The sequence below is a fragment of the Spirochaeta dissipatitropha genome (assembly GCF_054657935.1).
In genome coordinates this window covers 12,832-35,432 of sequence record NZ_BAAHXT010000007.1, presented here as the reverse complement: position 1 = coordinate 35,432, position 22,601 = coordinate 12,832, and the positions used below count along the sequence as shown (strand labels likewise).

The following is a 22,601-nucleotide window of genomic DNA, read 5'->3' as shown; positions in this document are numbered from 1 at the left end:
AAATTCAGGGGTAGTTTCTCTTGAAACCAGGGACTCTGGCTGCAACGGATGAAGACAGAGAATCTCCACCTTTTTTTCTGACAGAATGATATCCAAGCCCGGCTATCATGGCTCCGTTATCAGTACATAATTCAAGTGAAGGATACCATGCATCAATATTCCGCTGCGCTTTCAGGGCCTGTCTGAAATAGGTATTGGCAGCTACACCTCCAGCAGCCACTACTTTGTGTACATTATGATATTCACAGGCATCCAGAACACGCTTCAGCAGCATTTCCACTGCCCGTTTCTCGAATGAAGCGGCAATATTCTCCATGCTTGACTCAAAACCGTCCTGAATAAAGGAATCCCGCTGATTTATAACAGCTGTCTTGAGACCGCTGTAACTGATGTCAAAACGATGATCGCCCTTGTGCAGACTTGAACCCGGGAACCGATAAGCTGCGGAACAACCTTTCCGTGCAAGAGCATCGATAAGCACTCCACCTGGATATCCCAGACCGAGATGCTTTGCTACCTTGTCAAACGCCTCACCTATGGCATCATCTATGGTTGCTCCGATAACAGTAATCTCCATCGGAGAATCCACCATGCAGATCATGGTGTGCCCTCCGGAAACCAGGAGACCAATATGCGGGTACGGGACTTCATTCTCCAGCTGTACGGCATATAAATGAGCCAGAATATGATTAACCCCAGTGAATGGAATTCCCTGCCGTATTGACAGTCCTTTTGCAAAGGTATGCCCAACGATCAATGAACCAGAAAGACCCGGCCTGTCTGTAACTGCAATTGCATCCAGTTTTTCAGCAGAAATTCCTGCATCCGCAAGGGCTTCCCGGTAGACCGGGAGTATCCACTCCGCATGTTTTCTGCTGGCAATTTCAGGCACCACTCCGGAATAAGGCTTATGAAAGTCAATTTGACTGGCTACCACATTCGAAATAATTCTACGCCCATCCTCGACAACTGCAACTGCACACTCATCACATGATGATTCTATACCCAGTACCAGCATCAGCGATTCGGCTCCGATAAATAACTGATCAATTCTGTAAGTGTTGTCAGCCTGTAGCCTTCCTGCATCAGTTCAGGGTAGAATTCAGTGATTATATCGCCCAAGTGCTCACTGAATACATGACCAATCATAACGGCATGTCCCTGCTTTCTGGAAACAGACTTTCCCTCTTCTATCGCAGCAATGATTGCTGATCTTGTATCTTCATTATCCAAAAAAATATCCCGCTCCACTGAACGTACTCCTGACTGATCAGCCATTTTTATACCCACAGAATCACTAGTGGTTCGGCTGTCCAGAAAAATGAAATCCTCATTGAGATCCTTCATGGCTCTCAGAAAGATCTCCATTGCATTACTATTCCGGGTAACCGCAGAACCCATGTGATTATTGGCACCACTGGAGTAAGGAACCGAGGTGAAGGCTGCAACTGTTTTTTCCCGAATCTCTTCAGCTGAATCACTGACATAAATCGCACCTGGACCTGGGTCCAGATCTCCATTCAGCGCTTCCATCGGCATGTGTACAATAACTTCTTTTCCGCTTGCATGGCTACGTACAGCAGCATCAGCACTATAAGGCAGGTGCGGCAATACTGCAATAGTCATAGGAGCAGGTGAATCCAGGAAAACCTGCAGCTGATCAAGGCTGTACCCAGCATCATCTATCACAAAAACCAGCCAGTTCACCTCAGTTTCAGCCTCTGATGGGATCGGAGGAAAATCCGGCTGTATCGGTGTTTCAATAACATCCTCGGTCTTAGTATCCCTCTCGGGAATCTTTTCTTCAGGCGCAGGTGCAACCTGATGATCCCTGTATTCAGGGAGTTCATGGACAGGAAAAAACACTATAGAAACCGCCACCAGTGTTAACAGCAGCAGAATCAGCGTCAGACCGATTAGAATCTGCTGAATCCAGAATCTGCGCTTCCTGTCCCTGGAACTATCTCTACGCCCTGAAGAAGTGCTTTTTTCTGCTGTCGATTTTCTGCGGGCTCCTTGCGCTGGACTTTTCTTTCTGGACGGAGACCCGCGCCTGGATGTTTGTTTGCTGCTGTTTTTGCTGCTTGCAGTGCTTCCAGGCTTTTTCTTGCTGTTCTGCTTACCCTCAGATGATTTCCCGGCCATGACCACAGAGTACGAAATTGACTGATAACAGGTCAACCTTCAGATCAGGCACCTATGTGCTCTATTGAAAAGGAAACAGTCCGAAGTTTTCTCAGAGCCTTCATTTCGATCTGCCTGACGGTTTCCGGACTTATACCCATCTGTCGTCCAATTGACTTGAGCGTGCACCGCTCGGTACCAAAGAGTGCGAAACGGTACTGCAGTATTTTCCTTTCCCTGTCTCGAAGTCCCTGCAGAAGATCCATGGTCTCTTCCTCGACGGCTTCCTTCATCAAACGAGCTTCAGGATCATATGAATTGTCTTCAATTACATCGAGCAAAGTGCTGGAATCGTCATTAATTAATGCCTGCAAGGAGGCAGTAGGTGCTGAAAGCTGCAGAATTTCGATTAATTCAAGATGATCCATCTTCATTTCCGTGGCAAGTTCTTCGGTTGTCGGACTACGCATCAACTGCTGCTGAAGTAAAAGAGACATTCGTTTGATACGCCGCAAAATCTCTTCCTTCCTGTGAGGAAGACGAATAGTCCTCTGTTTATTGGCAATCGCTCGTGTTATTGACTGGCGAATCCACCAGGATGCATATGTGCTGAATCTGGCTTTTTTCCGGAAATCAAACTTTTCTGCCGCTTTCATGAGGCCGATATTCCCTTCCTGAATCAGGTCAAGAAGATAATTCTGATCACTGGTATAAGCCTTGGCTATTTTCACAACAAGCCTGAGGTTTGCCTGAATAAGCTTCTGAATAGCTGAACTATCTCCGGAAATAATCTGTTCGGAGAGTCTGCACTCCTGTTCTGCAGTCAGCAGATGATATCGTTTTATCTGGGAAAAATAGGCCTGCAAGGCATCGATGTCATTATCTGTTTTTTTGTTATTCATACCATACTCCCGCAATTTATATGCAATTTTTATGCCAAGCTAAAATCTACGAGAGCTATATTATATTTATATACATTACAAGTATTTAAGAATAAATAAAAAAACCCGCCTTTCAAGGCGGGTTAAAGTGTACGATTTATCAGACAGCTACAGACCGATTAATCAAGTAAATTTTCAGAAAACACTATTCCAGGGAATTGCTCATCTCATTGTAGGCAGCAGATTGCTGATTTCTGCTGAGCTGGTCATACATGGAGTCAGCAAGACCAAAGGTTCCACTGAAAGACATTTCCCGGGCATACTCCATATTCAGCATATCCCGGAATATATTTTCTGATTGACCACCGTAGAATAATCCATCCTCAGGAGAGAGTGTACTATACATTGAATCCAGCATCTGTTTTACAAACAATGCCTCAAATTCCCTGGTTACTTCACGAAGCTTGTCGCTCTCCATTCCAGAGGCATTTTCCGCACCGGATGGTACTTTGGGCTGGGATAAAAACCTTGTAAAATCGACATCAATGCCGCTGGTTACTGTCATACATTCCTCCGGTCTCGGTTAATAGTCTGTTATCGCTTCAGGGTAGCAGCAATTCCAAGCATCGCATCAGAAGTCTGAATTGCTTTGGAATTGAACTCATATGCACGCTGGGCAGTTATCATTTCAACCATTTCCCTGACAATTTCCACATTCGAATTTTCCAGAAATCTGTGCTGAAGCTGCCCCATGCCATCCAGCGCAGGAGCACCTGCTATAGGATCTCCACTGGCTGCACCAGAAGTAAAAAGGTTCTCACCAACAGCCTGCAGACCAGCCGGATTAACAAAACGGACAAGTTCCATCTGTCCAACCAGCAAAGGATCATCATCTCCCGGAATATTTACAAATACCCTGCCATCCTGAGTTATATTCAATGATTCACGAATAAAGCCATCCGGTAAAATCACCTCGGGTACAACCCTGTATCCCTGACTTGTGACTAACTGACCATTCGAATCAAGCTGAAAAGCCCCATTTCGGGTATATGCGAAACTCCCATCATACTGCTGCACCCGGAAAAAACCTTCCCCTGCAATTGCAATATCGGCAACATTGCCTGTATTTTGCAGGCTTCCCTGGGTAAACATTTTTTGGGTTGCAGAGGCTTTTACCCCATGACCTACCTGAACGCCGACCGGAACAAGAGTGTGCTCTGTTGCCGGTGTTCCCGCAGTACGTACAGTCTGATACAGAAGATCTTCAAAGTCTGCCCGATTCCGCTTGAATCCGGTTGTATTCACATTCGACAGGTTATTTGAAATTGTATCGATATTAAACTGCTGTCCTATCATGCCGGCTGCAGCGGTGTGCAAAGATCGCATCATAACTCTATCTCCTATCCAAGCCGCATTACTTCATTCAGGAGCCGGCCAACGGCTTGATCCTGTGAGTCTATTACTTTCTGATTTGCTTCATATGCGCGGTTTACTTCGATCATCGCAACCATTTCGGTCACGGGATTGACATTAGAGGTTTCAAGAAAACCCTGTTCAACCACTGGCCGGGCACTATCCTGCAAGCGGAAGCTATCCCCGGATTCCCTGGTAGCGAGAAGTAGACTGCTGCCTGTCTTCCGGAGGTAGCGCGGTAGCTCAACCTGTTCAAGCCGCAGAACATCTACGAGACCGGTCTGATCCCATTCATTTTCACGCATGGAGACAAGCCGGTCAAAATCCTCTGCATAGCGCTCATTCTGAAAAATCCGGCCTTGTCGATCAATGACAAAATTGTTTTCCTTGATCTGCACCGGACCATTTTCACCAAGAACAGGAAACCCTTCCTTGGTCACCAGGATCCCCTCCGGACCTAGGTGAAAACTGCCGTTTCTGGTCAGGCGTTCGCCATAAGGAGTGTCTACAACAAAAAATCCTTCTCCCCCAAGAGCCAGATCGAAGGGATTATCTGTCTGCTGCAGCGAGCCCTGTTCATAGACCGTGAAAACTTCGTTTGTTTCAACACCAGTACCTAGCTTCCCGACCACCGGAGCTTTATCGATGGATCCCAGGGGAAACTGGACCACGGTGTTATCATTGAATCTGCGCATAAGCAGTTCAGGGAAAGCTTTCATTACTGCTGTATCGCGTTTGAACGCAGTCGTGTTCACATTGGCAAGATTGTTTGAAACTGCATCCATTCGATTCATCTGTGCAGTCATGCCGCTTGCGCCTACATAATATCCTCGTAACATGCTATTACTATCGGCCCGGAATTATCTCAGCTTAATCAATTTCAATGTGTTCCCATTGATGCAGTAATTCAGGCTTGTCAAGACTGTTATTGCGAACATCGAGCTGCTCACGATACAAATTATCTTCAAGTCCCGGCAGAAGGACTGAAACAGTTTCGAGTCCTGTATTCCGAATGTTCAATCGTTGAAGCCGCGGTAAGGAAGCAATTATGACCTTTTCACGGGGAAGATGCATCACAGGGACATCACGCACAATCAAGGTTTCAAGTCTGTGGAGATTCCGGATTGCCTGTAAACTTTCGATCCTGCTATTCCGGTTCAGATTCAGATATCTTAAATTATACAATTCCGAGAGAGCGGATATGTCCCTGATTTCACTATTTCCCCTCAGGCTAAGCCATTCCAGTCCAACAAGTGATTCCAGGGCTTGAATATCCCTGATATTGTTATTACGAAGATCGAGAACCCGCAGATTCCCGGCATACTGCAATCCTTCCAGTGATTCAATTCCGGCAGACCTGGCATGAAGTTCGGTCAGATCGAGTATATCAATCTCGAAAACCGGCAGCCCTGGCATTATTCCCAGTGAATCAGCAATATGCATATACAGAGAATCACATTCGAACCGAATTTCATGAGAACGAACAACTGAGTAACTATTATCTACTGCAAAGACGCCTGCTGCAGCTGGTTGGAAAAAAGAATAAAGCAGGAAAGATACAACAGATACCATACGAATGTAATAGACGGTTGGCAGGCCAGTCTGCAGTCTTCTCATCGGGAAAATATAACACATCCAGTGCATTCACGCCATGTATGAAAATCATGGATTTTTTTCCTCTGCTCTAGTATTTTTGAGTTATATGATTAAAAAAGAAAACAATTCAATACATAGATTCCTGTTCGTAGTTGCCGGTATGGCGGCAGTTATTCTCGCTGTTTCGGGATGCCGGAGCCCGGAGATAGTTCCCGACGAATACGAGCCTGATGCATCCTATGACGATTATCTGACCGCAATGCAGAGACTTGGAATTGCCGATAGCAGCATAGGTTCCGAGTGGATTATATCAGGCGATCCAGAGCAGGCTGACCCACTTGCGATAACCCTGCCGTTTTCAGAACAGCGACTTATTGATAATCGGGAACAATATGCAGCATGGTACCTGATAGAGGGAGTTCGAGGGCACCGAATTGACATTGATATTGATGGACCTGCGGAAGCATCATATTTTCTGGATGTATTCAGACTACCGGAAGATTATCGTCCCGACTTCACCCGGAATTTCACAACAGCAGACAGCAATGCACCATGGAGAACCGGTCTGGCAGAGATAGCAGTCAGTGCCGGCGGTGTACAGGAAGGGCAAAGCCATCTGCATTTTGAACCTAGACGACATCGATGGTATCTTGTGCGACTGCAGCCGCGTCTTCTGGAAGGCGGTGAATTCGGAATCAGAATTCATGCGAATGCAGCCCTGTCATGGCCAGTACCCGGAACGGATCACAGAGCTATCTGGAGTGTGTATGGCGCATCACGTGATGGTGGGACCAGGGTTCATCACGGAGTAGATATTTTCGCACCACGGCATACAGAACTGATCAGTATTTCAGAAGAAAGCACGGTACGAGTCGGAGAAAGGGATCGTGGGGGACTTACAGTCAATCTGACAGATGAAAAACGTGGGCTAATGCTTTATTATGCACATCTCGAAACCCAGGAGGAAGATTTACACGGCAGCAGAATACCCACCGGCACAGTTATCGGCACCATGGGCAACACCGGAAACGCTATTACCACTCCGCCGCATCTACACATCGGAATTTATGAAGGCAGCTGGAGAGCTCCCGTTGATCCCTGGTATTTCATTGTTCCAATCGAGACGAAACCTGTTCCAGCAGCCCAGATTTCATCCGCACGCATTGGTGAATTCATTCGACTTCCTGCCGATGTACCCATATTCTCTACACCTTCACAGCAAAGTTCAATAATTCCAAGCCCGGCGATAACCGATGGAAATGGACAGAGGCTTCCATCTTCTGCCTATCCTACTTTATCGATTCCAGCCCGGATTATTCCGGAATCCGAGCTGAATTCCGATGACCTGACTTATCGCTTCATGGGGATAACCGGCGACTACATGCGAATTCGGCTGAACAGTCGCTCATACGGGTTTATTTCAGCTGAGAATTTTTCAGGCTGATTACTCGCTGCTGTCAACAGTGAATTTCTGTACCATAGCATTCAGTGATTCCCCTAGTTCCCCGATGGTCCGCACGGAATTTCCGGCTCCCTGAAAGACCTGCACCATTTCATTGAGTCCCTGGGTAATCTCCGAGATATTGTTGGTGACTTCATTGCTGAGCTGCTGCAGGTCGAGAATCAGTTTCCGAAAATCATTCACACCGGTCATCATTACGGATGTCTGGTCAACCGATTTTCTGGAACCGGATTCCAGAGCATCAACATCATGTGAGACCAGGGTACTTCCCTCCTGTGCCTCAGCAACAAGACCGGACATGGTAATTATTTTCTCAGATAAATCCTGGATCCGGGATCGCATAGCATCAAACACCTGTTCGGTCTTTTCTCTTGATTCATGCGCTTCATTTATTTTCCTGATAATTCCTGAAATACTGTCTCCGATATCCTGCGATTTCTTTGCTGAAGCGGTAGATAAGTTCCTGATTTCTCCGGCGACAACAGCGAAACCCTTGCCTAGTTCACCAGCACGAGCAGCTTCAATCGCAGCGTTCATTGATAACAGATTAGTGCGTTCAGAAATATCTGCAATTACATCTGCCATATTGCGAATTGAACTTATCGAGTCAGCTATCTCGGAAACTTTTTTCTGACTTTCTGCAAAAACCTGACGGGCGTGCTGCGTTTCTTTAACAAGAAGATCGGTAGCAGTGACATTCTGCCTGGTAAGTTCTCCGGCGGATTGAATCAGGTTCATTACCTTATGTATGGTTTTAGCGGCGCTTTGCTGCTGGCTGCTTTGACTTTTGACTAGTGAACTTGTGTTCTGGATGACGCCTTCCATAGAATCATAAGCCAACAGGGCCGTATCAACCATTTTATCAATTCCGGATATCCGCTGGCTGATTGAAGAAATATTTGCTTCAATTTCTATCGATGAACTGGATGCAAGGGCAATTGAATCATGTAGATCTCTTTCCATTTCGACATTTTTATTTGAAGTCACCATAATTTCATGAATCGTAGTCCTGAGACCGCGCAAAAAGAAATTCAGGTTATAGCCCAAACGGCCCAATTCGTCGTTTGTTGTCAACTCAAAAGAAGGACGCAGATCCCCACTGGCTATTACAGAAACAGTGCTGTCCATGATCTTGATAGGGCCAGCCATTTTCCTGGCAACAAAGAGAGCAATAATTGATGTGAGCAAAATCAATAGAACAATCACTGTCCCCATTAGAATCGTAACCCGGCGCAGTTCAGTTGCAATAGCGGCATCTATGAGAAGAAATTGTGAGTCGACAAGATCGCGGCCGAAACTCAATGCATTACTTAATTCCCCATAGGTTTGTCTGAATGTACGGACACTGTAGCGGATTGTCACAGGGTTCTGTACAGGTGGATCGAGACTCAAGCCAATAAAATCAATCCATACAATCAGCTCTTCGCCACCTTCCTGAGTAATTGAATCAGCTGTCTGCGTCAGAAGGTTATGTGCTTGCGTCACAATCCTCGGCCCAAGCCGGGCATAGAATCTGCTGTTCAAATCAAGAATTCTTCCAATAGCGGTTTGTATTTCCGGACTTAGCGCAGGAAGCACCTGCAATTGTTCCACATCATGGAATGCCTCAGTCAGAGATTGAGAAGCTTCTTCAACCGGTTTAATAGATTCCGAAAAATTATCAAGCAGCAAGGCTGCTGACCGGACCTCCAACTCAAGCATCTGCACATACAGTTTATCCAGTATTTGACGCTCTGCTTCGATGGATCTGGCAGGACGGCTTAGAATTATATACACGGCAAGGCTGGACAATGACAACAATACTGAAAAAAGCACCAGTACCGACAATTTTTTAGTAATGGACATGACTAAATTATAAATGATAATCAGAAAATGTATAGGCAGGAAAAAACAAATATCTGCTCAGATACACCGATTTATAAAGTTTACCACGGATCGCGTAATCTGATCCGAAAAAAAGCCAGAAGTGGGATTCGAACCCACGGCCTGCTCATTACGAGTGAGCTGCTCTACCCCTGAGCTATCCTGGCAGGTTATTTTATTTACTTACTTAACATAGCAGCTTGTACTGCTGGAGCGATTATTCACGCCTCTTTGTGCTCACCAGGCGGTTAAAATCATTGATGTTTTTTACGATGATTTTATCCTTGAAGAGCTCGATTCTTCTTTGAGTTGCAAAAGAATTCAGAACCTGACGGCAGGTTTCAACCTTGAGGCCTGCCCAGTGAGCCACATCATCAATAGAAATCTTGAATTCCCTCACCTGATCATACTCATCATACTTTTCTTTGCCGGATAGCCCCTCATTCAGCATGAGAAAAACGTCGGCTACCTTAGCCTGGTTGTCATCCAGAGTAAGGATCATAAACCGGCGACGCTGATCATAAATGCGCTTGGTAAAAAGTTTCAGCAACTTGAGTGCTATTGCAGGATTACCCTGCATCAGCATCGGAAAATTAGCTTTGTTAAACTCAAGCGCTTTCACAGCATCAAGTGCGATTGCATTTGCACTGCGTGGAGCCTCTTCCAGTATGGCCATCTCGCCAAAGATCTCCCCGGGCTGCAGAATATCTATGGTTTTTTCAATTTCGCCCATGACCCTTGAAATCTGAACTCTACCCTTCTGTATGAGATAAAATTTATCCCCGGGTTCATATTCACAAAAAATTACCTGGCCCGGTTCAAAGTTTACCGCGAAACGCTCAAACACACTCAGATTCATATTTTGCCTTCCATTTTGCGCATTTCGTTTTTCACTTTATGCTTGAACTCTTCATCAATACCCTTAAGAGTCAGAATTCTGTCAAAAAAGGCTTTTGCCTTATCGGTATTTCCGAGTGCTGCATAGCTGCGTGCAATATAGAACAGGGCTTTTTCCATTTCCGGGAGATTAGGCATCTGTTGGGCAATGCGTGACAGATGTTTAACGGCTTCTGTATAGTCCTTCAGATAGTAGTAACAACGCCCAACCTCTATGAGAGACGAACTTTTGTATTCCGAGTCACTGTCCTGCTGGGAGAGATCATCGAAAACGGCAAGTGCTTCCTTATAGTCCCCACGGCCGAATATACTCAAAGCCTGATAATACTGTTTGGCAGTACTGTCCAGTTCCGGTTCCTGTTCACGAGGCTCGGAACCTGCTGATGCAGTGATTCGCTCACTGTAGTTGCCGCAGCCTGCCAAACCTTCCCGGGCCTGAGCTGCGTATTTTCCATTCGGAAACATATCAAGATAGCGCTGATATGCGTAGCTGGCCTGCTTCAGTCTTCGCTTGTCATAAAAATAATCAGCAGTTCTCAGTATCCCGAGTTCAGGACCCAACTGGTCGTCAAACGCGAGCCGGCCCCTGACCTTAATATGTATCCGTCTGAGCTGATTGGAAAACACCTTGAGCATCTGCATTACAACTCTGGGATTTCTGGCAGCGAAATCTTCAAATTCCTGGACACTGAATACGAGTAGAACACAGTCGCTTACGGATATAGCATTCTCTTCTCTCGGATAGCGCCCAAGAGCTGACTTAACTCCGAAGAATTCGCCCGTCCGAATCATTTCCTGCAGCTGTTTACCTGTTTCGATATCACGGGAGGTAACAGAAACCTTTCCCTCGCGCAGCACAAACACTTTATCACTCAGATCGCCCTGAAAATAAATGATTGAGTTCGCTTTATAACTTACCGGTCTCGGCACAATTACATCTCCCTATGAAACTCTAAACATCCTGTATGAAATAATCAAGGATGTGCATGATTTTTTGCAAACTAAAGCTTATCTTGACTATTATCGGCACTAATATCAAAGTATAGAAGATGATAGTCAAATTTCTTTGCCTGTTTCTGCTGCTGCTTTCCACTGCACGCACTACACAGGCAGCTGGTCCAGAGCAGTTCCCTCTGCTCACAAATCTGCAGGAGAATAACCCTCTGTTCCGCCAGCTCAGGGCTGATATAGAGCAATCCTACCGGCGCAACGAAGCAAATCCACCGCTTGTTTTATACCGGTACATACCACAGGAAGGCGAAACCTTATTCTCGATTTCCGCAAGACTACTTCTACCATACAGCAGCATAGCAAGTCTCAACTCCATACACTCTTCCCGGACTGATATAAACGGAATGAATCTGCTGATTCCTAATCAGCCTGGAATATTCAGTCCGGCTGATTCCAGAACAGAACGGAGTACAAGCCCGATATCTATCATACTGCCTGAATCCCGCTCAGGCAACACCGTTTGGAACTATTTTCCTGGTGAAGACTTCTCACCTGCAGAACGATCACGATTTTTTGAATCACGTTTCAGCTTTCCGGTCGACGCCCCGAGGGTTACATCCGGCTACGGTATGAGGATAAGTCCGATAACCAACATGGAACTGATGCATCATGGAGTGGATTTTGGAGGTAGATCAGGCAATCCGGTTTTAGCCGCTGCAGCGGGAAGAATTTCAGCAATTTCCTGGAATCCGGTACTTGGTTATTATGTCGAAATAGATCATGATAGTGGTATATCAAGTTTATATGGCCATCTTGCTCAGATTACAGTAAATTTCGGACAGCAGGTAAACAGAGCAGAAACTATCGGGAAAATGGGCACGACAGGATTAACAACAGGTCCTCATGTTCATTTTGAGATCAGGCAGGAAGGTATTCCGGTAGATCCGTTTTTGTATCTGCCAAAGATAGAAGTGAAATGAAAAGAATCTATTTAGCGGGCTGCATGTTAATTCTTCTCACATTCTGCATAGGGGCCTATAATGCCTTTGACGGCGAAATACTGTCTGTTGAAAAGCTTCCTGAAGAGATTTTCTCACCTATAATACATGAAATCAGAATCGGCCAGCTTGTTCTGATTGAAGGATTCCCTCATTCAAATCCACTGGCTGAAGGTATCGAGATTACCATTCACCCCCCTGAAAATACCCGGGTTAGCGGCAGCGCATTTGCCTTGTATATGTTTCAGGAGGTAGAGCCTCGCGATATATCCCAGACAATTGCAGATCTGAGCCCTGGGGGTATCGGCAATCTTAAAGGGAGACGCATTGCTTTTGAACTCCTCCCTGCCCGTTCGCCATTTTCAATTCGTATACCTGCCCGACCAGACCACAGTATAAGAGGCGGGATTGATGCACGGGTAACCAGCATAATAGATGCCGAACTCGTCCCCGTTGCACTTACGATTCTCCCTATAATGAAAGGTCTACCATCCGATCAACTCAATGCCCCATTCAGACTTAGTATTCAGCCAATTCTCAGTCAAACCGGAGGTTTGAAGGTTTCTGTTTTCTCCCACAGCGGAGAACAACTTAGTCAGGATGACATCGACAACCTGGATCTCGCTCTTTCCCTGGACCGATACGGAATTCTTGAAGTAGATGAAACAAGCTACATAAGACCCGGAATTTATCAGATAATGCTGAATCGGGGAGCTACACTCTTTGATGCTGCACAGGTAGGAGTTGAGAGGGGAAGCATACAGGAAGTCAGCCTGGTGCTGCCAAGACCGGAGAGCCGTGTCTTTTTTGATTTCCCCGGGTTTATTTCTGTCAGCCTGGATGGCGAACCAGTTACAGAGGACAGTATGTACCTGACCCCGGGTGAATATGAAATCGAACTGAAATTCGAATCATTCACCAGAGTTCAGAACCTGATTATCCAGGCCGGCAGGGATTACTCGCTTGGCGTTGATCTTGAACTCCTTGTAAATGACGTTCCTGAAGACTTGCAGACAGACGATTAATTGCTTATTATTGTATAAAGTGTTGTCGGATAAAACCGATATTCACAGTGTCGGCTGTTCAGTTCCCCTCCCAGTTTGCTGTATGGCCGGCACCCAATGGGTAGGGCCGGTTCGCGAGAACCGGTCTTTTTTTTTTATCCACCGCACGCCCGTCTGCTCAGCCTGCCGGAATAGCCAAAAGCAGCCCTCTGAGCTACAGCAGCGGGGCCTGCCTTCCTTGACAAAGGATAGACGTAAAAGTAATCTGCATTCTATGAAATTCACTAGACCGAAGAAGGTGGTTATAGGCTTCCTTGCCCTGTTCACCGGAACGGTAGCGCTGGCTGTTGGCATCAGTCTTGGCATGGCCCTTGCAGCCATGAACAATATCTCGGATTTCGAGTCCGTCGCGGATCAGACCACAGCGCTCCCAACACAGGTATATGATATTAACGGCCGACTCATCACCCAGTTTTTCTCGGATGAGAAACGTGAGATACTCGCCCTGGATGAAATGCCTACACATCTGGTATATGCACTGGTTACGCGTGAAGACCAGAATTTTTTTGAGCACAGCGGCTTCAGCCTGCGTCATACAATCAGAGCAGCATATAATAACTTACTCAAACGCTATTTTTCAGGTGGATCGACTATTACACAGCAGGTCGCGGGTCACATGTTCGCGGACCGGCAGGACATTAGTGTACTCCGAAAGCTGAAAGAACTCTGGTGGGCATTTCAGCTCGAGCGAAACTGGACTAAAAACGAGATAATTGCAGAATATCTTAATCGAATGTATTTCGGCGCCAACACTTATGGAGTCGAGGCCGCCAGTCAGTTTTACTTCAATAAAAGTGCCCGTGATATTTCAGTAGCTGAATCCGTTATGCTGGTAATACAGCTGGCTAATCCAAGTCTCTACAATCCCTTCAGGCGACCGAATGAAGCACGACAGATGCAGCAGACAATTCTCAATCAGATGGTTGATCTTGAGTATGTCACCCGTGAGGAGGCAGACACTGCGTTCTACGAGTACTGGTCAAATTTTGACTACTCACGTGCAACAAGTGCTACTGCCTTTTTTGACCGAGAGGACAGAGCCCCCTATTTCAGTGAATATGTACGTGTACAGCTCCAGAACGAGATACTGCTGGGCACCAGTGACATCTACAGGGACGGGTACAGTGTATATACAACTCTGGATATAGATGCCCAGGAATCGGCGCAGAGGCATCTCGTACAGGGTGTGAACTCCGCTAACCGCATCTATAACCGAAATATACAGCAAAGACAGGATCATGCGGATGATGTATTTGTCGGAATAATTGACATGCTCAGTCTTGCTTTCAACATTCCAGATATCAGGATCGCTGACGCACGACAGCTCCAGAAAGCAGAACAATATTTTCTGACAGAGATTAATCCAATGCTCGGCCTGCTTGGCCTGAATTTCGGAGAAACCGAACAATATCCGGCACGTATAGCAGTACAGGCTGCAAATATCAAAACTGAAGCACTGGTGCAGCAGAGTACTGTACAAGGTGCTTTGATAGCAATCGAACCGGATACCGGTTATATAAAGGCCATGGTTGGCGGTAGTCAGTTTGAAGGCCGAAACCAGAGCAATAGGGCAACACAAGCCAGAGTTCAGCCGGGATCAGCCTATAAACCATTATTCTATGCAGCCGCGATCGAAGACAAGGTTGTCACCACAGCTACCAGAATCTATGACTCCCCTGTTGTGTTCTGGAATGACGACGGATCTCCGTATACTCCGAGAAATTACCGTGGGTCATGGGAAGGACCTGTGCTGGTTCGTAGGGCATTATACCGTTCCATGAATGTACCTGCAGTAAAAATTCTGAACGATGTCGGTTTTACGAGTGCCTTTAATATTTCGGCCCGACTCCTGGGTATACCGGAAAACCAGATGACAGCTCGTGGCTTTGAACGCCGTTACCCGGTTGCTCTCGGCACAATCGCTGTATCTCCTATAGAGATGTCATTAGCTTTTGCCACCTTCGCAAATCGAGGACAAAAGGTTGATCCAATCGGTATCCGTTATATAGAAGACAGAAACGGGCGGGTTATTTCGGAACCGGAGAGTCAGCTAAGACAAGCCCAGCAGCGCCGCAGCCGTGCTGAAGCACAGATTCTCACACCTCAGACTGCATACATTATGACGGATATGCTTCGCTCAACGGTTGAGCGGGGCGATGGAACCCTGAATTATGCTCGATATGCAGCTGGCGGTTTCGGAGGAATGCCAGTTGCTGGTAAAACCGGAACTACACAGAACTGGTCTGCTGCCTGGACGGTAGGTTATTCACCGTACGTATCGACCGCTGTATGGATAGGTTTTGACAGACCAGGCCAGAGTCTTGGAATTAATCAGACTGGTGCAGTTACAGCTGGTCCGATCTGGGCAAGATTCATGCATGATTATCACAAGGGACTCGAGATCCGTGAATTCGATCGACCTACTACCGGAATAACAGAGGTGGAAGTCAGTGCACGTTCAGGATTACTGGTGCCGGAAGGTTTTTCAGGCAGTACCCTGACAGAGGTTTTTATAAGCGGAACGGAACCAACCGAATTTGATACCCTCGACCAATTCGAGCAGGAACAGAATCAGCGTCTTCTGCAGAGAATGGCTGGTAGCATCGAATCAGGAGGATTAGGCGCCGGAAATCCACTGCGCGGACTGCAGAGTGTCGACAGCCTGAGGTTCAGTGCGCAGGATCTCGGGATTAATCTTTCGCTTGACTCTTCATTGCTTAATGATGAAACTATAAGCAGCGATCCGGTAAATCTTCTTGATGACTCTGAAGAAGCGGATTTTGACTGGACTTTTTCCGATGATCCGGACGGACTGATTCTTCCGGAAGAAGAGGATTATTCCAATCCCCTGCTGGATTGATTGATTTAAACATGAGATGCCTTGTATGAGGAAAGTATTATGGAACTGAATATTCAGGATATACGCATTGAAGAGCGCATCAGGCGCGATATAGGTGATTTAAGCGGACTGAAAGAAAGCCTGAAGCACTATGGCATGCTGAATCCTATTATAGTCAGTCAGGACAATACACTTATAGCCGGCTTTCGCAGATTACAGGCAGCAAAAGAGATTGGTTGGACGAGTGTTCAGGTCAGAAGAGTGAGCAATACGGATGAGGCCGATCTGGTCGAAATGGAAATCGACGAGAATCTCCACCGTAAAGCCTTTACCGATGATGAGGAAACCGATGCATTTCTCCGCCTGGAACGTCTCCGCCGCCCTTCTTTATGGACACGTATCCGTCTCTCATTTCAGCGCCTGCTTGCACGGATTCGATCTCTGTTCCGACGCAGATAAGCCATCAATCGTCCCAGATTTCCCGGTAGCTGTGCGGCTTCTCACAATACACACATACAAATGAATCCTGTCCGTATCGTATGAATTCCTGCTCGACATATTCCCCATTGTCAGGATGTGCAATGCAGTCAGGATTTCTGCAGGAAATAGCATCGAATCCATATACCCGGGGGGGCATATTCAATCGGACTTTTCTGAAAACGTCAGCGTTTTCAATCATATTCACAGTAACATTAGGTGCAATTGCAGCGAGCATTTTCATGCGCCGTTCATCCATATACGCTTCACCAGGTATTGAGATCAGTCCCTTGTAGTTTTTTCCGCTGTGTCCGAGATACACACCATGAGAACTGACACAGTGAAGCCCCAGAATCCGGCGGATCTTGTCTATATGGTCCCATATTTCTTCAGGCTGATTTCCACGGCCGATATGGTCAATAACAATCCCCCGCTCGACCGGTTTAATTCCAACCTTGAAGTTTGGTTTTGATTTTTTGACAATCGGAACATCAACCAGAATATCTTCTGATAATTCAGACTTCTTTGGACCGGCACCGAGAAAATCATGACCGAGTACTCCAGAAAGCATACCAATGAGAGCTATTCTGGTGAAATAGCCATTCATTGACTGTATATCCCAGGCATTCAGGGATGTTCCATCCAGAAACTGCGGAATAGTGGGCATACTGCCATGCCTTGGAAGTGGATGGAACAATCTGGATCCTGCCGGCATTAAAGGTAAATGATCCCTTCTCATGCTTACAGAATATCTGAGGAAATCTGCATTGTCGCGGACCTTGTCCCCCATACGCTCAAGCTGCAGCCGTGTAAAATACCAGAGCCGGGCACAATTTCCACTGGCAAGATAATCATCTATCGACTGGAACTCACGAACCGTAAATCCACAGCCGGTCATGCGTTCACGGTAGTACTGAGGCAAGCGTAAATCATTAGGGGCGATAAGGTCGACGGTTACCTTCTTGAAAATCCTCAGGCCATCGACTTTAGAATGAACGGTACGTCCATGAAACAGATCTCCGACAAGGGCCAGGTGAATGCTGTCAGTATTCCAGTTTAATTCTTCTAGAAAACTGAATTCGTCCAGAAATTCCTGGGTTGGGTGTTCGTGTCGGCCGTCACCTGCGTTAATTATTGCGGGCTGAGGTAACCCGGATGTTTTTCCGTATTCCGACAGCACACGATGCAGCCACAAACAGGTCCCCTCAAGACGGCTTCGAACCATGAATATTGACCGCGAGCTGTAACCGTACAGCATTCTCATGGTATCAGTCAGGGTTTCCTTTTTGGCAAATGAAGAACTTTTGGCATCAAAATCATTTACCTTAACCCCGTGAAACTTGGCAGCGTTTCGGAATGACTCCTTGGTTCGGGTACTATCCTCAAGAAAAACCAGGTATGCGCCGAGATCAGAATCCATGGATCTGAACTCATCAAGCGGCTCTCCGCTCAGGATGGCTTTCTTGATCTTCCTTGCAGAATCATATAGATACCGCTGCTCATCGATACTTAAATCCCTTACTACAGAAACATTTCTGCCGAGAAAAGGATGCTGATTCCTTACGCTCACTCTATTATCTCCAGGTTGTCGGTATTAAGTGCTACAATTCTATTGTCTGGTGTCTGTACATACACAAGATTATCTTCAAGAACTATTGCGCTGTGCGGTAAAATCCGTATCTCAGACCGTTGCACAAGACTCAGATCCGGGGTAAATCCGGCGAGGTAAGCATTATTACCATCCACAACTGCTGTAAGTATAAGCCCATTGGCAAACACAAGTGCAGCGGAAGGCACTACCTGCTCTTCAGATTGCTGAACAAGCTGTAGTGACTCCTGATCGAAGCGACTCAGATAAGCTGCGTTCTGTGTCCCGCTCACAGCAATTATACCCTCTGGTCTGATCAGCATCTGCCGTCCGATAAGATTCGAAGCGGTAGAACGTCCGGCAATGCGTCCGCTGCTTTTCTCTACCAGCACCAGCTGACTCCTGAGCAATGGACCTGTATCTACGACCAGCATCATAGGAAACAGTCCGGGAAGACCAACGGCAGTTGTGACTTCCTCCTGTGGATCTGCATCGATAATTTCTTCGCGGTCATCTACGATATCTTCCCGCAAACGATCAAGCTCTTCCCGAACCTCTTCAGTTTGTGTTTCGCGTTCAGTAACCCTTTCTTCCCGCTCCTCGATTTCCCTCTCACGCTCAATTATCCTTTCTTCCTCTTCGTCGATTTCAGCAAGTCGCTCGGGATCAGGTTCTTCCATCCCGGTAATTTCTTCACGTTCAGCATCCAGAGCGGTACGCTGTTCATCAATATCTTCCCGTTCAGCAGCAATATCTGCCCGCTCGGATTCGGCTTCCTGTGTTTCTTCCTCAATAAGCCGCTCCAGGAAATCAACCATATCCCGACGCTCTTCAAGCCCCATATCCCGTCTTGAGCGAAGATCCTCCATTACAGCAGGGTCTATAAGCTCACCAGGACCAATAATTCCCAGGCGTCCAGTTGCATCCGGATCACGTATGGGTATTAAAATTTCACTATTTCCGGGCCATTGGCGATAACTTAGGGGAAGACCAGCCCCCGAAGGGCTCAGAAAGCTGAGGACATGCGGGGTATAGCGGGCAGTATAAAACTCAAGATCCTGATGATGCACTGCATTATATACAGTTATAAAGCGTGCCAGCAAAGCTGCATCAGCAGAGCTGTATCCGTAGGTCTCGGAAAGATAAGCACTGAGAATGCGGCGGATATTATCTATATGATCAACACGTGCATCTTCAAGAATAAAAAGAATATCAGCATGAAGTCCAATCGGGGCATCACGATCCACAGCACGGACAATTCTATACCGATTCACATACCTCAACTCATTCAACTGCCGCTCTCTGGCGGTACCCAGAAATCGACCGATTCCTGCTATTTCCTCTGCGGTTGATATAATACTGCGCGGTCCGGTATAGTTTTCGAATTCTATTTGTGGAGGTTCGTCAAACTGTAGTTCCTCTTCGACCACTTCAAAACCATGAACTGGCAGTATGAAGGAAACAGTGAGCAGAAATGCAAAAAACATTTGCTTCGTATCTAGCATAAACCTCTCCTCTTCATTTATTACCTTAACCTGTTTTCCTGCAAAAAACCAGAGGAAAGCTCCCGCAGAAGATCAGAGGCTGCATAACGTAATGCAGGAATATATGCATTCTCCAGTATTTCCTGACAAATAGCTTTAGCTATTGGCATATCCGTTTCAGCAATATATGGCTGGATAGATCTCAGAAGTGATAAAGCTCCACCCGCAACAGCGGAATCTCTCCGCTGCCTGCTTTCACGCTGGATCAGCTGCTGCACATTAGCAAGCCCGCTGCTGTCAACAGCACTGTCACCATATGAGCGAAACACAGCACCCAGGACCTTGGCATTCTGTTCCCGGGCAGCCAGCTCAACCAGGAACTGAGCCTGCCTGCTTCCGCCGATTCGACCCAGCAGCATCACTGCCTGCTCCCGTATCCGTGGATCGATACCAGCACCTGAGGTTACCACCTGTTTCAGCAGCTCGCTGTATCCATCTATTCTGCCGGCAGCCCTGTTGCCATCCAGACGTTCTTCCACGCGCTCAACGAAATTCCGGGCCCCCTGATTCGGAGTATCAGCAATCTGTGCACGGAAAATCTCATAATCCGCATGTCTTGAAATCCCTCTATCCAGGCTGGGCAGTATCCTTGCAATAGCCGCTGGTGCATCGTAGAAAAACTGGGTCCACTGATTATCCTGAACCAGAAGTCCGCCGGTTCCCAGAAGCTGAATCCCCTGAATTTCGGCGCCGCCTGGCAAACGTGTTTCCCAGAGAATTCCGTATCTTGGATCAAGCTGCATAATGCGTCCACTTTTCCGTGCTACATACACGGTTCCATCGCTTGCCGGAACAGCAAAGTCTCCTGCCACAGCATGTTTAATCTCTCTTCCTTCCTCGTATAGCCAGAGAATGATTCCGTCTGCTGTATGAATCAGAACAGAAGCTGAACCGTAGGCCGATGAAGAAGCCGCTGACACAGACAGGACTGGACTCTCTGTTTCCATGGCAGCCCGTACCCCGGCTTGACTATCTAAAACAGCAACCCCGCTCCTGTTTTCCGGCAGGGCAATAGCAGCAGCAATTCTGTCATTATACAGCCTGCTTAGCGACTCAAGAGGAGCAGTGAAATCTGTAAACCGGCTTGTTGTTCCATCCCAGGCTACCCAGGAAAGCAATCCTTCAGGAGAAGGAACAAGTGCGCCTCCCTGCCATGCTATGGGCTGGCCTGATATCTCTGAATCCAGCTGAACGGACCAGAGGAAATGTCCCCGCGGATTAAACGCACGTATGATACCGCTTCTGTCAAACTGCAGAACATATCCATTTGAAGCCTGAACAGGCTCATAAAACATTCTGAACGGATATAAATCCGAGAATTGCAGCTGTGGCACCGAGATTCTCGGCTGACTGAGCCACTGGACACCCTTCTTTAACGAATACCGTGCCAGTCCACCGCTGTAGAGCTGTAGAAGGAAATCTCCTGAGGAGAAAGTCTGCAGGGAATTTCCCGGGCGTAAGCCTGTCTGGAATTGATGCCGGATCTGTCCTGTAACCGTATCCAGAATATAGATTCTTCGGTTGTCGGCATGAAAAACTGCTTCTCTACTTCCGTCCATGATCAAGGGAAAAGCCGGCACAGCACCTGATGCGGTATAATGCCATTGTAGCCGCTCTGAATGCAGAGACAGTACCGGCAGGAAAAACAGAAGAAAGAAAACCAGCCAGGTTCCGGAATTTCTCTTGCTATGCATAAGTAAAAACTCCAAGAACCTCCAGATGAGCCGTGTGGGGATAAAAGTCCATTGCATACAGGGATTTCAGCTGCATGCCTTTTCTGAGCAGATCCCCTGCATCCCTTGCAAAAGTATCAGGATTACAGCTCATATAACGAACTTCACTGCTGCGTGCCTGATCCGTCAGATAGGAAAGAACCTTCTTTGATAATCCCGGTCTGGGGGGATCCAGGATAATACAGCTGAAAAAGGTACCAGATTCAGGGCTGGAGACCCATTTCTCAACACTCATCTTTCTGAAGGTTATTCTGGCATCAGAAGTTCGTACTGAATCAGATGAGTCGACAGACAGTGAACTCACAGCCCTGTTCTGCTCGGCTGCAAAATAAGCCAGCACTCCAATACCGCCGTAAAGATCTGCCACCAGCCCTTCCTGTATTCCGGAACATATCGGGTCGATCGACTTTTCAAAAACGCCGGTATTACTCTGAAAGAAATCATCGGCCATGAATGAAAAACTATGCCCCAGCAACCCGGTGTGAGCCAACTCACCTGAAAAAAACACTGCATTATCATCGGCAAATACAGAAAAATCATTCCCTGACCTGATGTGCTGCGGACATGCAGAGGTCTGGAGCGCATGTTGAATCCCTGGATGGGCAACCGGACACTCCCAGACAGGAAAAACATCTACTGAAGAACGCTTTCGGAGTCCCCACTCAGCATCCGGTAGAGCAGCAAAACGCATACGGTTCCGATATCCTTTATCCCGGCCCTTGATCCTCTGCAATTCGGGCAGCCTGTCCAGCGGTATTTTCCCGATTCTCTTCATGGAATCAAGAAATGAATCACACTTCAACCGGAACTGCATACCAGGATCAATATGCTGCAGACGGCAACCTCCACACTCGCCGAAATGCCTGCAAAAGGGTTCAACGCGGTATTCCGATGCCTCGTGGATTTCAGCAATCTCAGCTTCGGCATAGCCGCTCTTGACCGCCGTGATTTTAACCAGTAAGGTGTCACCGGGAACGGCGTCGGAAACAAAGCAAACAAGACCGTCAATGCGGCCCATGCCGCGTCCATCGGATAATAAACGCTCAATGCATATTTCATGCAGCGAATCGATATTTAATGCACTATTTAAGATGACAACCTCCCGCGACTGGTATATACTATCAGGTAATATCTTCGGATTCAATAAATATCCGTACACGGAAGAATTATG

General features: G+C 46.9%; 19 protein-coding genes and 1 tRNA gene. 5 read left to right on the top strand and 15 right to left on the bottom strand.

What is annotated here, in order from left to right; translation table 11 throughout:
• Nucleotides 1-4: 4 nt before the first annotated feature.
• From tsaD to ACYQ2L_RS09820, 7 genes are all read right to left on the bottom strand, one after another.
• Nucleotides 5-1,018: a tRNA (adenosine(37)-N6)-threonylcarbamoyltransferase complex transferase subunit TsaD gene (gene tsaD, locus ACYQ2L_RS09850; protein WP_460054739.1), complete on the bottom strand. Its 1,014-nt coding sequence runs from the start codon at nt 1,016-1,018 to the stop codon at nt 5-7.
• Nucleotides 1,018-2,145 carry a divergent polysaccharide deacetylase family protein gene (locus ACYQ2L_RS09845; protein ID WP_460054733.1) on the bottom strand — a complete coding sequence of 376 codons (1,128 nt, stop codon included), beginning with the start codon at nt 2,143-2,145 and terminating at the stop codon, nt 1,018-1,020. Before ACYQ2L_RS09845 ends, tsaD begins: the two co-directional genes overlap by 1 nt.
• A 44-nt stretch (nt 2,146-2,189) precedes the next feature.
• Nucleotides 2,190-3,026 (bottom strand): sigma-70 family RNA polymerase sigma factor, encoded by an 837-nt coding sequence (locus ACYQ2L_RS09840; RefSeq protein WP_460054731.1) that lies wholly within the window; start codon nt 3,024-3,026, stop codon nt 2,190-2,192.
• 184 nt (nt 3,027-3,210) lie between these two features.
• The gene (locus ACYQ2L_RS09835; RefSeq protein WP_460054727.1) at nt 3,211-3,570 is read right to left on the bottom strand and encodes a rod-binding protein; all 360 of its coding nucleotides are present in this window, start codon (nt 3,568-3,570) and stop codon (nt 3,211-3,213) included.
• A 29-nt stretch (nt 3,571-3,599) separates the two neighbouring features.
• A complete protein-coding gene (gene flgG / locus ACYQ2L_RS09830) occupies nt 3,600-4,394 on the bottom strand; it encodes a flagellar basal-body rod protein FlgG (protein ID WP_460054724.1) in 795 nt (264 codons plus the stop codon).
• An 11-nt stretch (nt 4,395-4,405) separates the two neighbouring features.
• A complete protein-coding gene (locus ACYQ2L_RS09825) occupies nt 4,406-5,257 on the bottom strand; it encodes a flagellar hook-basal body protein (protein WP_460054719.1) in 852 nt (283 codons plus the stop codon).
• A 31-nt stretch (nt 5,258-5,288) separates the two neighbouring features.
• Entirely contained in the window at nt 5,289-6,035 is a 747-nt protein-coding gene (locus ACYQ2L_RS09820) for a leucine-rich repeat domain-containing protein (protein WP_460054714.1), read from the bottom strand.
• 85 nt (nt 6,036-6,120) lie between these two features.
• Between ACYQ2L_RS09820 and ACYQ2L_RS09815 the strand changes: the two genes are divergently transcribed.
• Nucleotides 6,121-7,458 carry a M23 family metallopeptidase gene (locus tag ACYQ2L_RS09815; RefSeq protein WP_460054711.1) on the top strand — a complete coding sequence of 446 codons (1,338 nt, stop codon included), beginning with the start codon at nt 6,121-6,123 and terminating at the stop codon, nt 7,456-7,458.
• Here ACYQ2L_RS09815 and ACYQ2L_RS09810 read toward each other — a convergent pair whose 3' ends face one another.
• The 4 genes from ACYQ2L_RS09810 to ACYQ2L_RS09795 form a co-directional block, all read right to left on the bottom strand.
• Entirely contained in the window at nt 7,459-9,321 is a 1,863-nt protein-coding gene (locus tag ACYQ2L_RS09810; protein ID WP_460054708.1) for a methyl-accepting chemotaxis protein, read from the bottom strand.
• A gap of 113 nt (nt 9,322-9,434) precedes the next feature.
• A tRNA-Thr gene (locus ACYQ2L_RS09805) sits at nt 9,435-9,506 on the bottom strand.
• A 50-nt stretch (nt 9,507-9,556) separates the two neighbouring features.
• Complete coding sequence (locus tag ACYQ2L_RS09800; RefSeq protein ID WP_460054702.1) at nt 9,557-10,198, bottom strand: Crp/Fnr family transcriptional regulator; 642 nt, start codon at nt 10,196-10,198, stop codon at nt 9,557-9,559.
• On the bottom strand, nt 10,195-11,166 hold the full coding sequence (locus ACYQ2L_RS09795; RefSeq protein WP_460054700.1) for a cyclic nucleotide-binding domain-containing protein: 972 nt from the start codon (nt 11,164-11,166) through the stop codon (nt 10,195-10,197). The genes ACYQ2L_RS09800 and ACYQ2L_RS09795 overlap by 4 nt, the downstream gene beginning before the upstream one ends.
• Nucleotides 11,167-11,285: 119 nt before the next feature.
• Here ACYQ2L_RS09795 and ACYQ2L_RS09790 point away from each other — a divergent pair, with 119 nt between their 5' ends.
• From ACYQ2L_RS09790 to ACYQ2L_RS09775, 4 genes are all read left to right on the top strand, one after another.
• Nucleotides 11,286-12,167: a LysM peptidoglycan-binding domain-containing M23 family metallopeptidase gene (locus ACYQ2L_RS09790; RefSeq protein WP_460054696.1), complete on the top strand. Its 882-nt coding sequence runs from the start codon at nt 11,286-11,288 to the stop codon at nt 12,165-12,167.
• A gap of 23 nt (nt 12,168-12,190) precedes the next feature.
• A complete protein-coding gene (locus ACYQ2L_RS09785; RefSeq protein ID WP_460054693.1) occupies nt 12,191-13,210 on the top strand; it encodes a hypothetical protein in 1,020 nt (339 codons plus the stop codon).
• A gap of 253 nt (nt 13,211-13,463) precedes the next feature.
• Complete coding sequence (locus tag ACYQ2L_RS09780) at nt 13,464-16,109, top strand: penicillin-binding protein 1A (RefSeq protein WP_460054690.1); 2,646 nt, start codon at nt 13,464-13,466, stop codon at nt 16,107-16,109.
• 39 nt (nt 16,110-16,148) lie between these two features.
• Complete coding sequence (locus tag ACYQ2L_RS09775) at nt 16,149-16,547, top strand: ParB N-terminal domain-containing protein (RefSeq protein WP_460054686.1); 399 nt, start codon at nt 16,149-16,151, stop codon at nt 16,545-16,547.
• 4 nt (nt 16,548-16,551) lie between these two features.
• On the opposite strand, the gene pyrB is transcribed toward ACYQ2L_RS09775, so the two are convergent.
• Genes pyrB through ACYQ2L_RS09755 form a run of 4 tightly spaced genes read right to left on the bottom strand, consistent with a single transcriptional unit; the run spans nt 16,552 to nt 22,589 of the window.
• Complete coding sequence (gene pyrB, locus ACYQ2L_RS09770) at nt 16,552-18,135, bottom strand: aspartate carbamoyltransferase (RefSeq protein ID WP_460054682.1); 1,584 nt, start codon at nt 18,133-18,135, stop codon at nt 16,552-16,554.
• On the bottom strand, nt 18,132-19,658 hold the full coding sequence (locus ACYQ2L_RS09765) for a P83/100 family protein (RefSeq protein WP_460054680.1): 1,527 nt from the start codon (nt 19,656-19,658) through the stop codon (nt 18,132-18,134). Before ACYQ2L_RS09765 ends, pyrB begins: the two co-directional genes overlap by 4 nt.
• 20 nt (nt 19,659-19,678) lie before the next feature.
• Complete coding sequence (locus ACYQ2L_RS09760) at nt 19,679-21,391, bottom strand: HEAT repeat domain-containing protein (protein ID WP_460054677.1); 1,713 nt, start codon at nt 21,389-21,391, stop codon at nt 19,679-19,681.
• Nucleotides 21,384-22,589, bottom strand: a complete 1,206-nt coding sequence (locus tag ACYQ2L_RS09755) for a class I SAM-dependent RNA methyltransferase (RefSeq protein ID WP_460054672.1) — start codon at nt 22,587-22,589, stop codon at nt 21,384-21,386. Before ACYQ2L_RS09755 ends, ACYQ2L_RS09760 begins: the two co-directional genes overlap by 8 nt.
• Nucleotides 22,590-22,601: the final 12 nt, after the last annotated feature.

Coding starts and splice junctions, on each gene's coding strand:
- ACYQ2L_RS09815 (WP_460054711.1), top strand. CDS start 6,121: ATGATTAAAAAAGAAAACAATTCAATACATAGATTCCTGTTCGTAGTT.
- ACYQ2L_RS09825 (WP_460054719.1), bottom strand. CDS start 5,257: ATGTTACGAGGATATTATGTAGGCGCAAGCGGCATGACTGCACAGATG.
- ACYQ2L_RS09840 (WP_460054731.1), bottom strand. CDS start 3,026: ATGAATAACAAAAAAACAGATAATGACATCGATGCCTTGCAGGCCTAT.
- ACYQ2L_RS09800 (WP_460054702.1), bottom strand. CDS start 10,198: ATGAATCTGAGTGTGTTTGAGCGTTTCGCGGTAAACTTTGAACCGGGC.
- ACYQ2L_RS09790 (WP_460054696.1), top strand. CDS start 11,286: ATGATAGTCAAATTTCTTTGCCTGTTTCTGCTGCTGCTTTCCACTGCA.
- ACYQ2L_RS09845 (WP_460054733.1), bottom strand. CDS start 2,145: ATGGCCGGGAAATCATCTGAGGGTAAGCAGAACAGCAAGAAAAAGCCT.
- ACYQ2L_RS09760 (WP_460054677.1), bottom strand. CDS start 21,391: ATGCATAGCAAGAGAAATTCCGGAACCTGGCTGGTTTTCTTTCTTCTG.
- ACYQ2L_RS09820 (WP_460054714.1), bottom strand. CDS start 6,035: ATGAGAAGACTGCAGACTGGCCTGCCAACCGTCTATTACATTCGTATG.
- ACYQ2L_RS09785 (WP_460054693.1), top strand. CDS start 12,191: ATGTTAATTCTTCTCACATTCTGCATAGGGGCCTATAATGCCTTTGAC.
- flgG (WP_460054724.1), bottom strand. CDS start 4,394: ATGATGCGATCTTTGCACACCGCTGCAGCCGGCATGATAGGACAGCAG.
- ACYQ2L_RS09780 (WP_460054690.1), top strand. CDS start 13,464: ATGAAATTCACTAGACCGAAGAAGGTGGTTATAGGCTTCCTTGCCCTG.
- ACYQ2L_RS09810 (WP_460054708.1), bottom strand. CDS start 9,321: ATGTCCATTACTAAAAAATTGTCGGTACTGGTGCTTTTTTCAGTATTG.
- ACYQ2L_RS09835 (WP_460054727.1), bottom strand. CDS start 3,570: ATGACAGTAACCAGCGGCATTGATGTCGATTTTACAAGGTTTTTATCC.
- ACYQ2L_RS09775 (WP_460054686.1), top strand. CDS start 16,149: ATGGAACTGAATATTCAGGATATACGCATTGAAGAGCGCATCAGGCGC.
- tsaD (WP_460054739.1), bottom strand. CDS start 1,018: ATGCTGGTACTGGGTATAGAATCATCATGTGATGAGTGTGCAGTTGCA.
- ACYQ2L_RS09765 (WP_460054680.1), bottom strand. CDS start 19,658: ATGCTAGATACGAAGCAAATGTTTTTTGCATTTCTGCTCACTGTTTCC.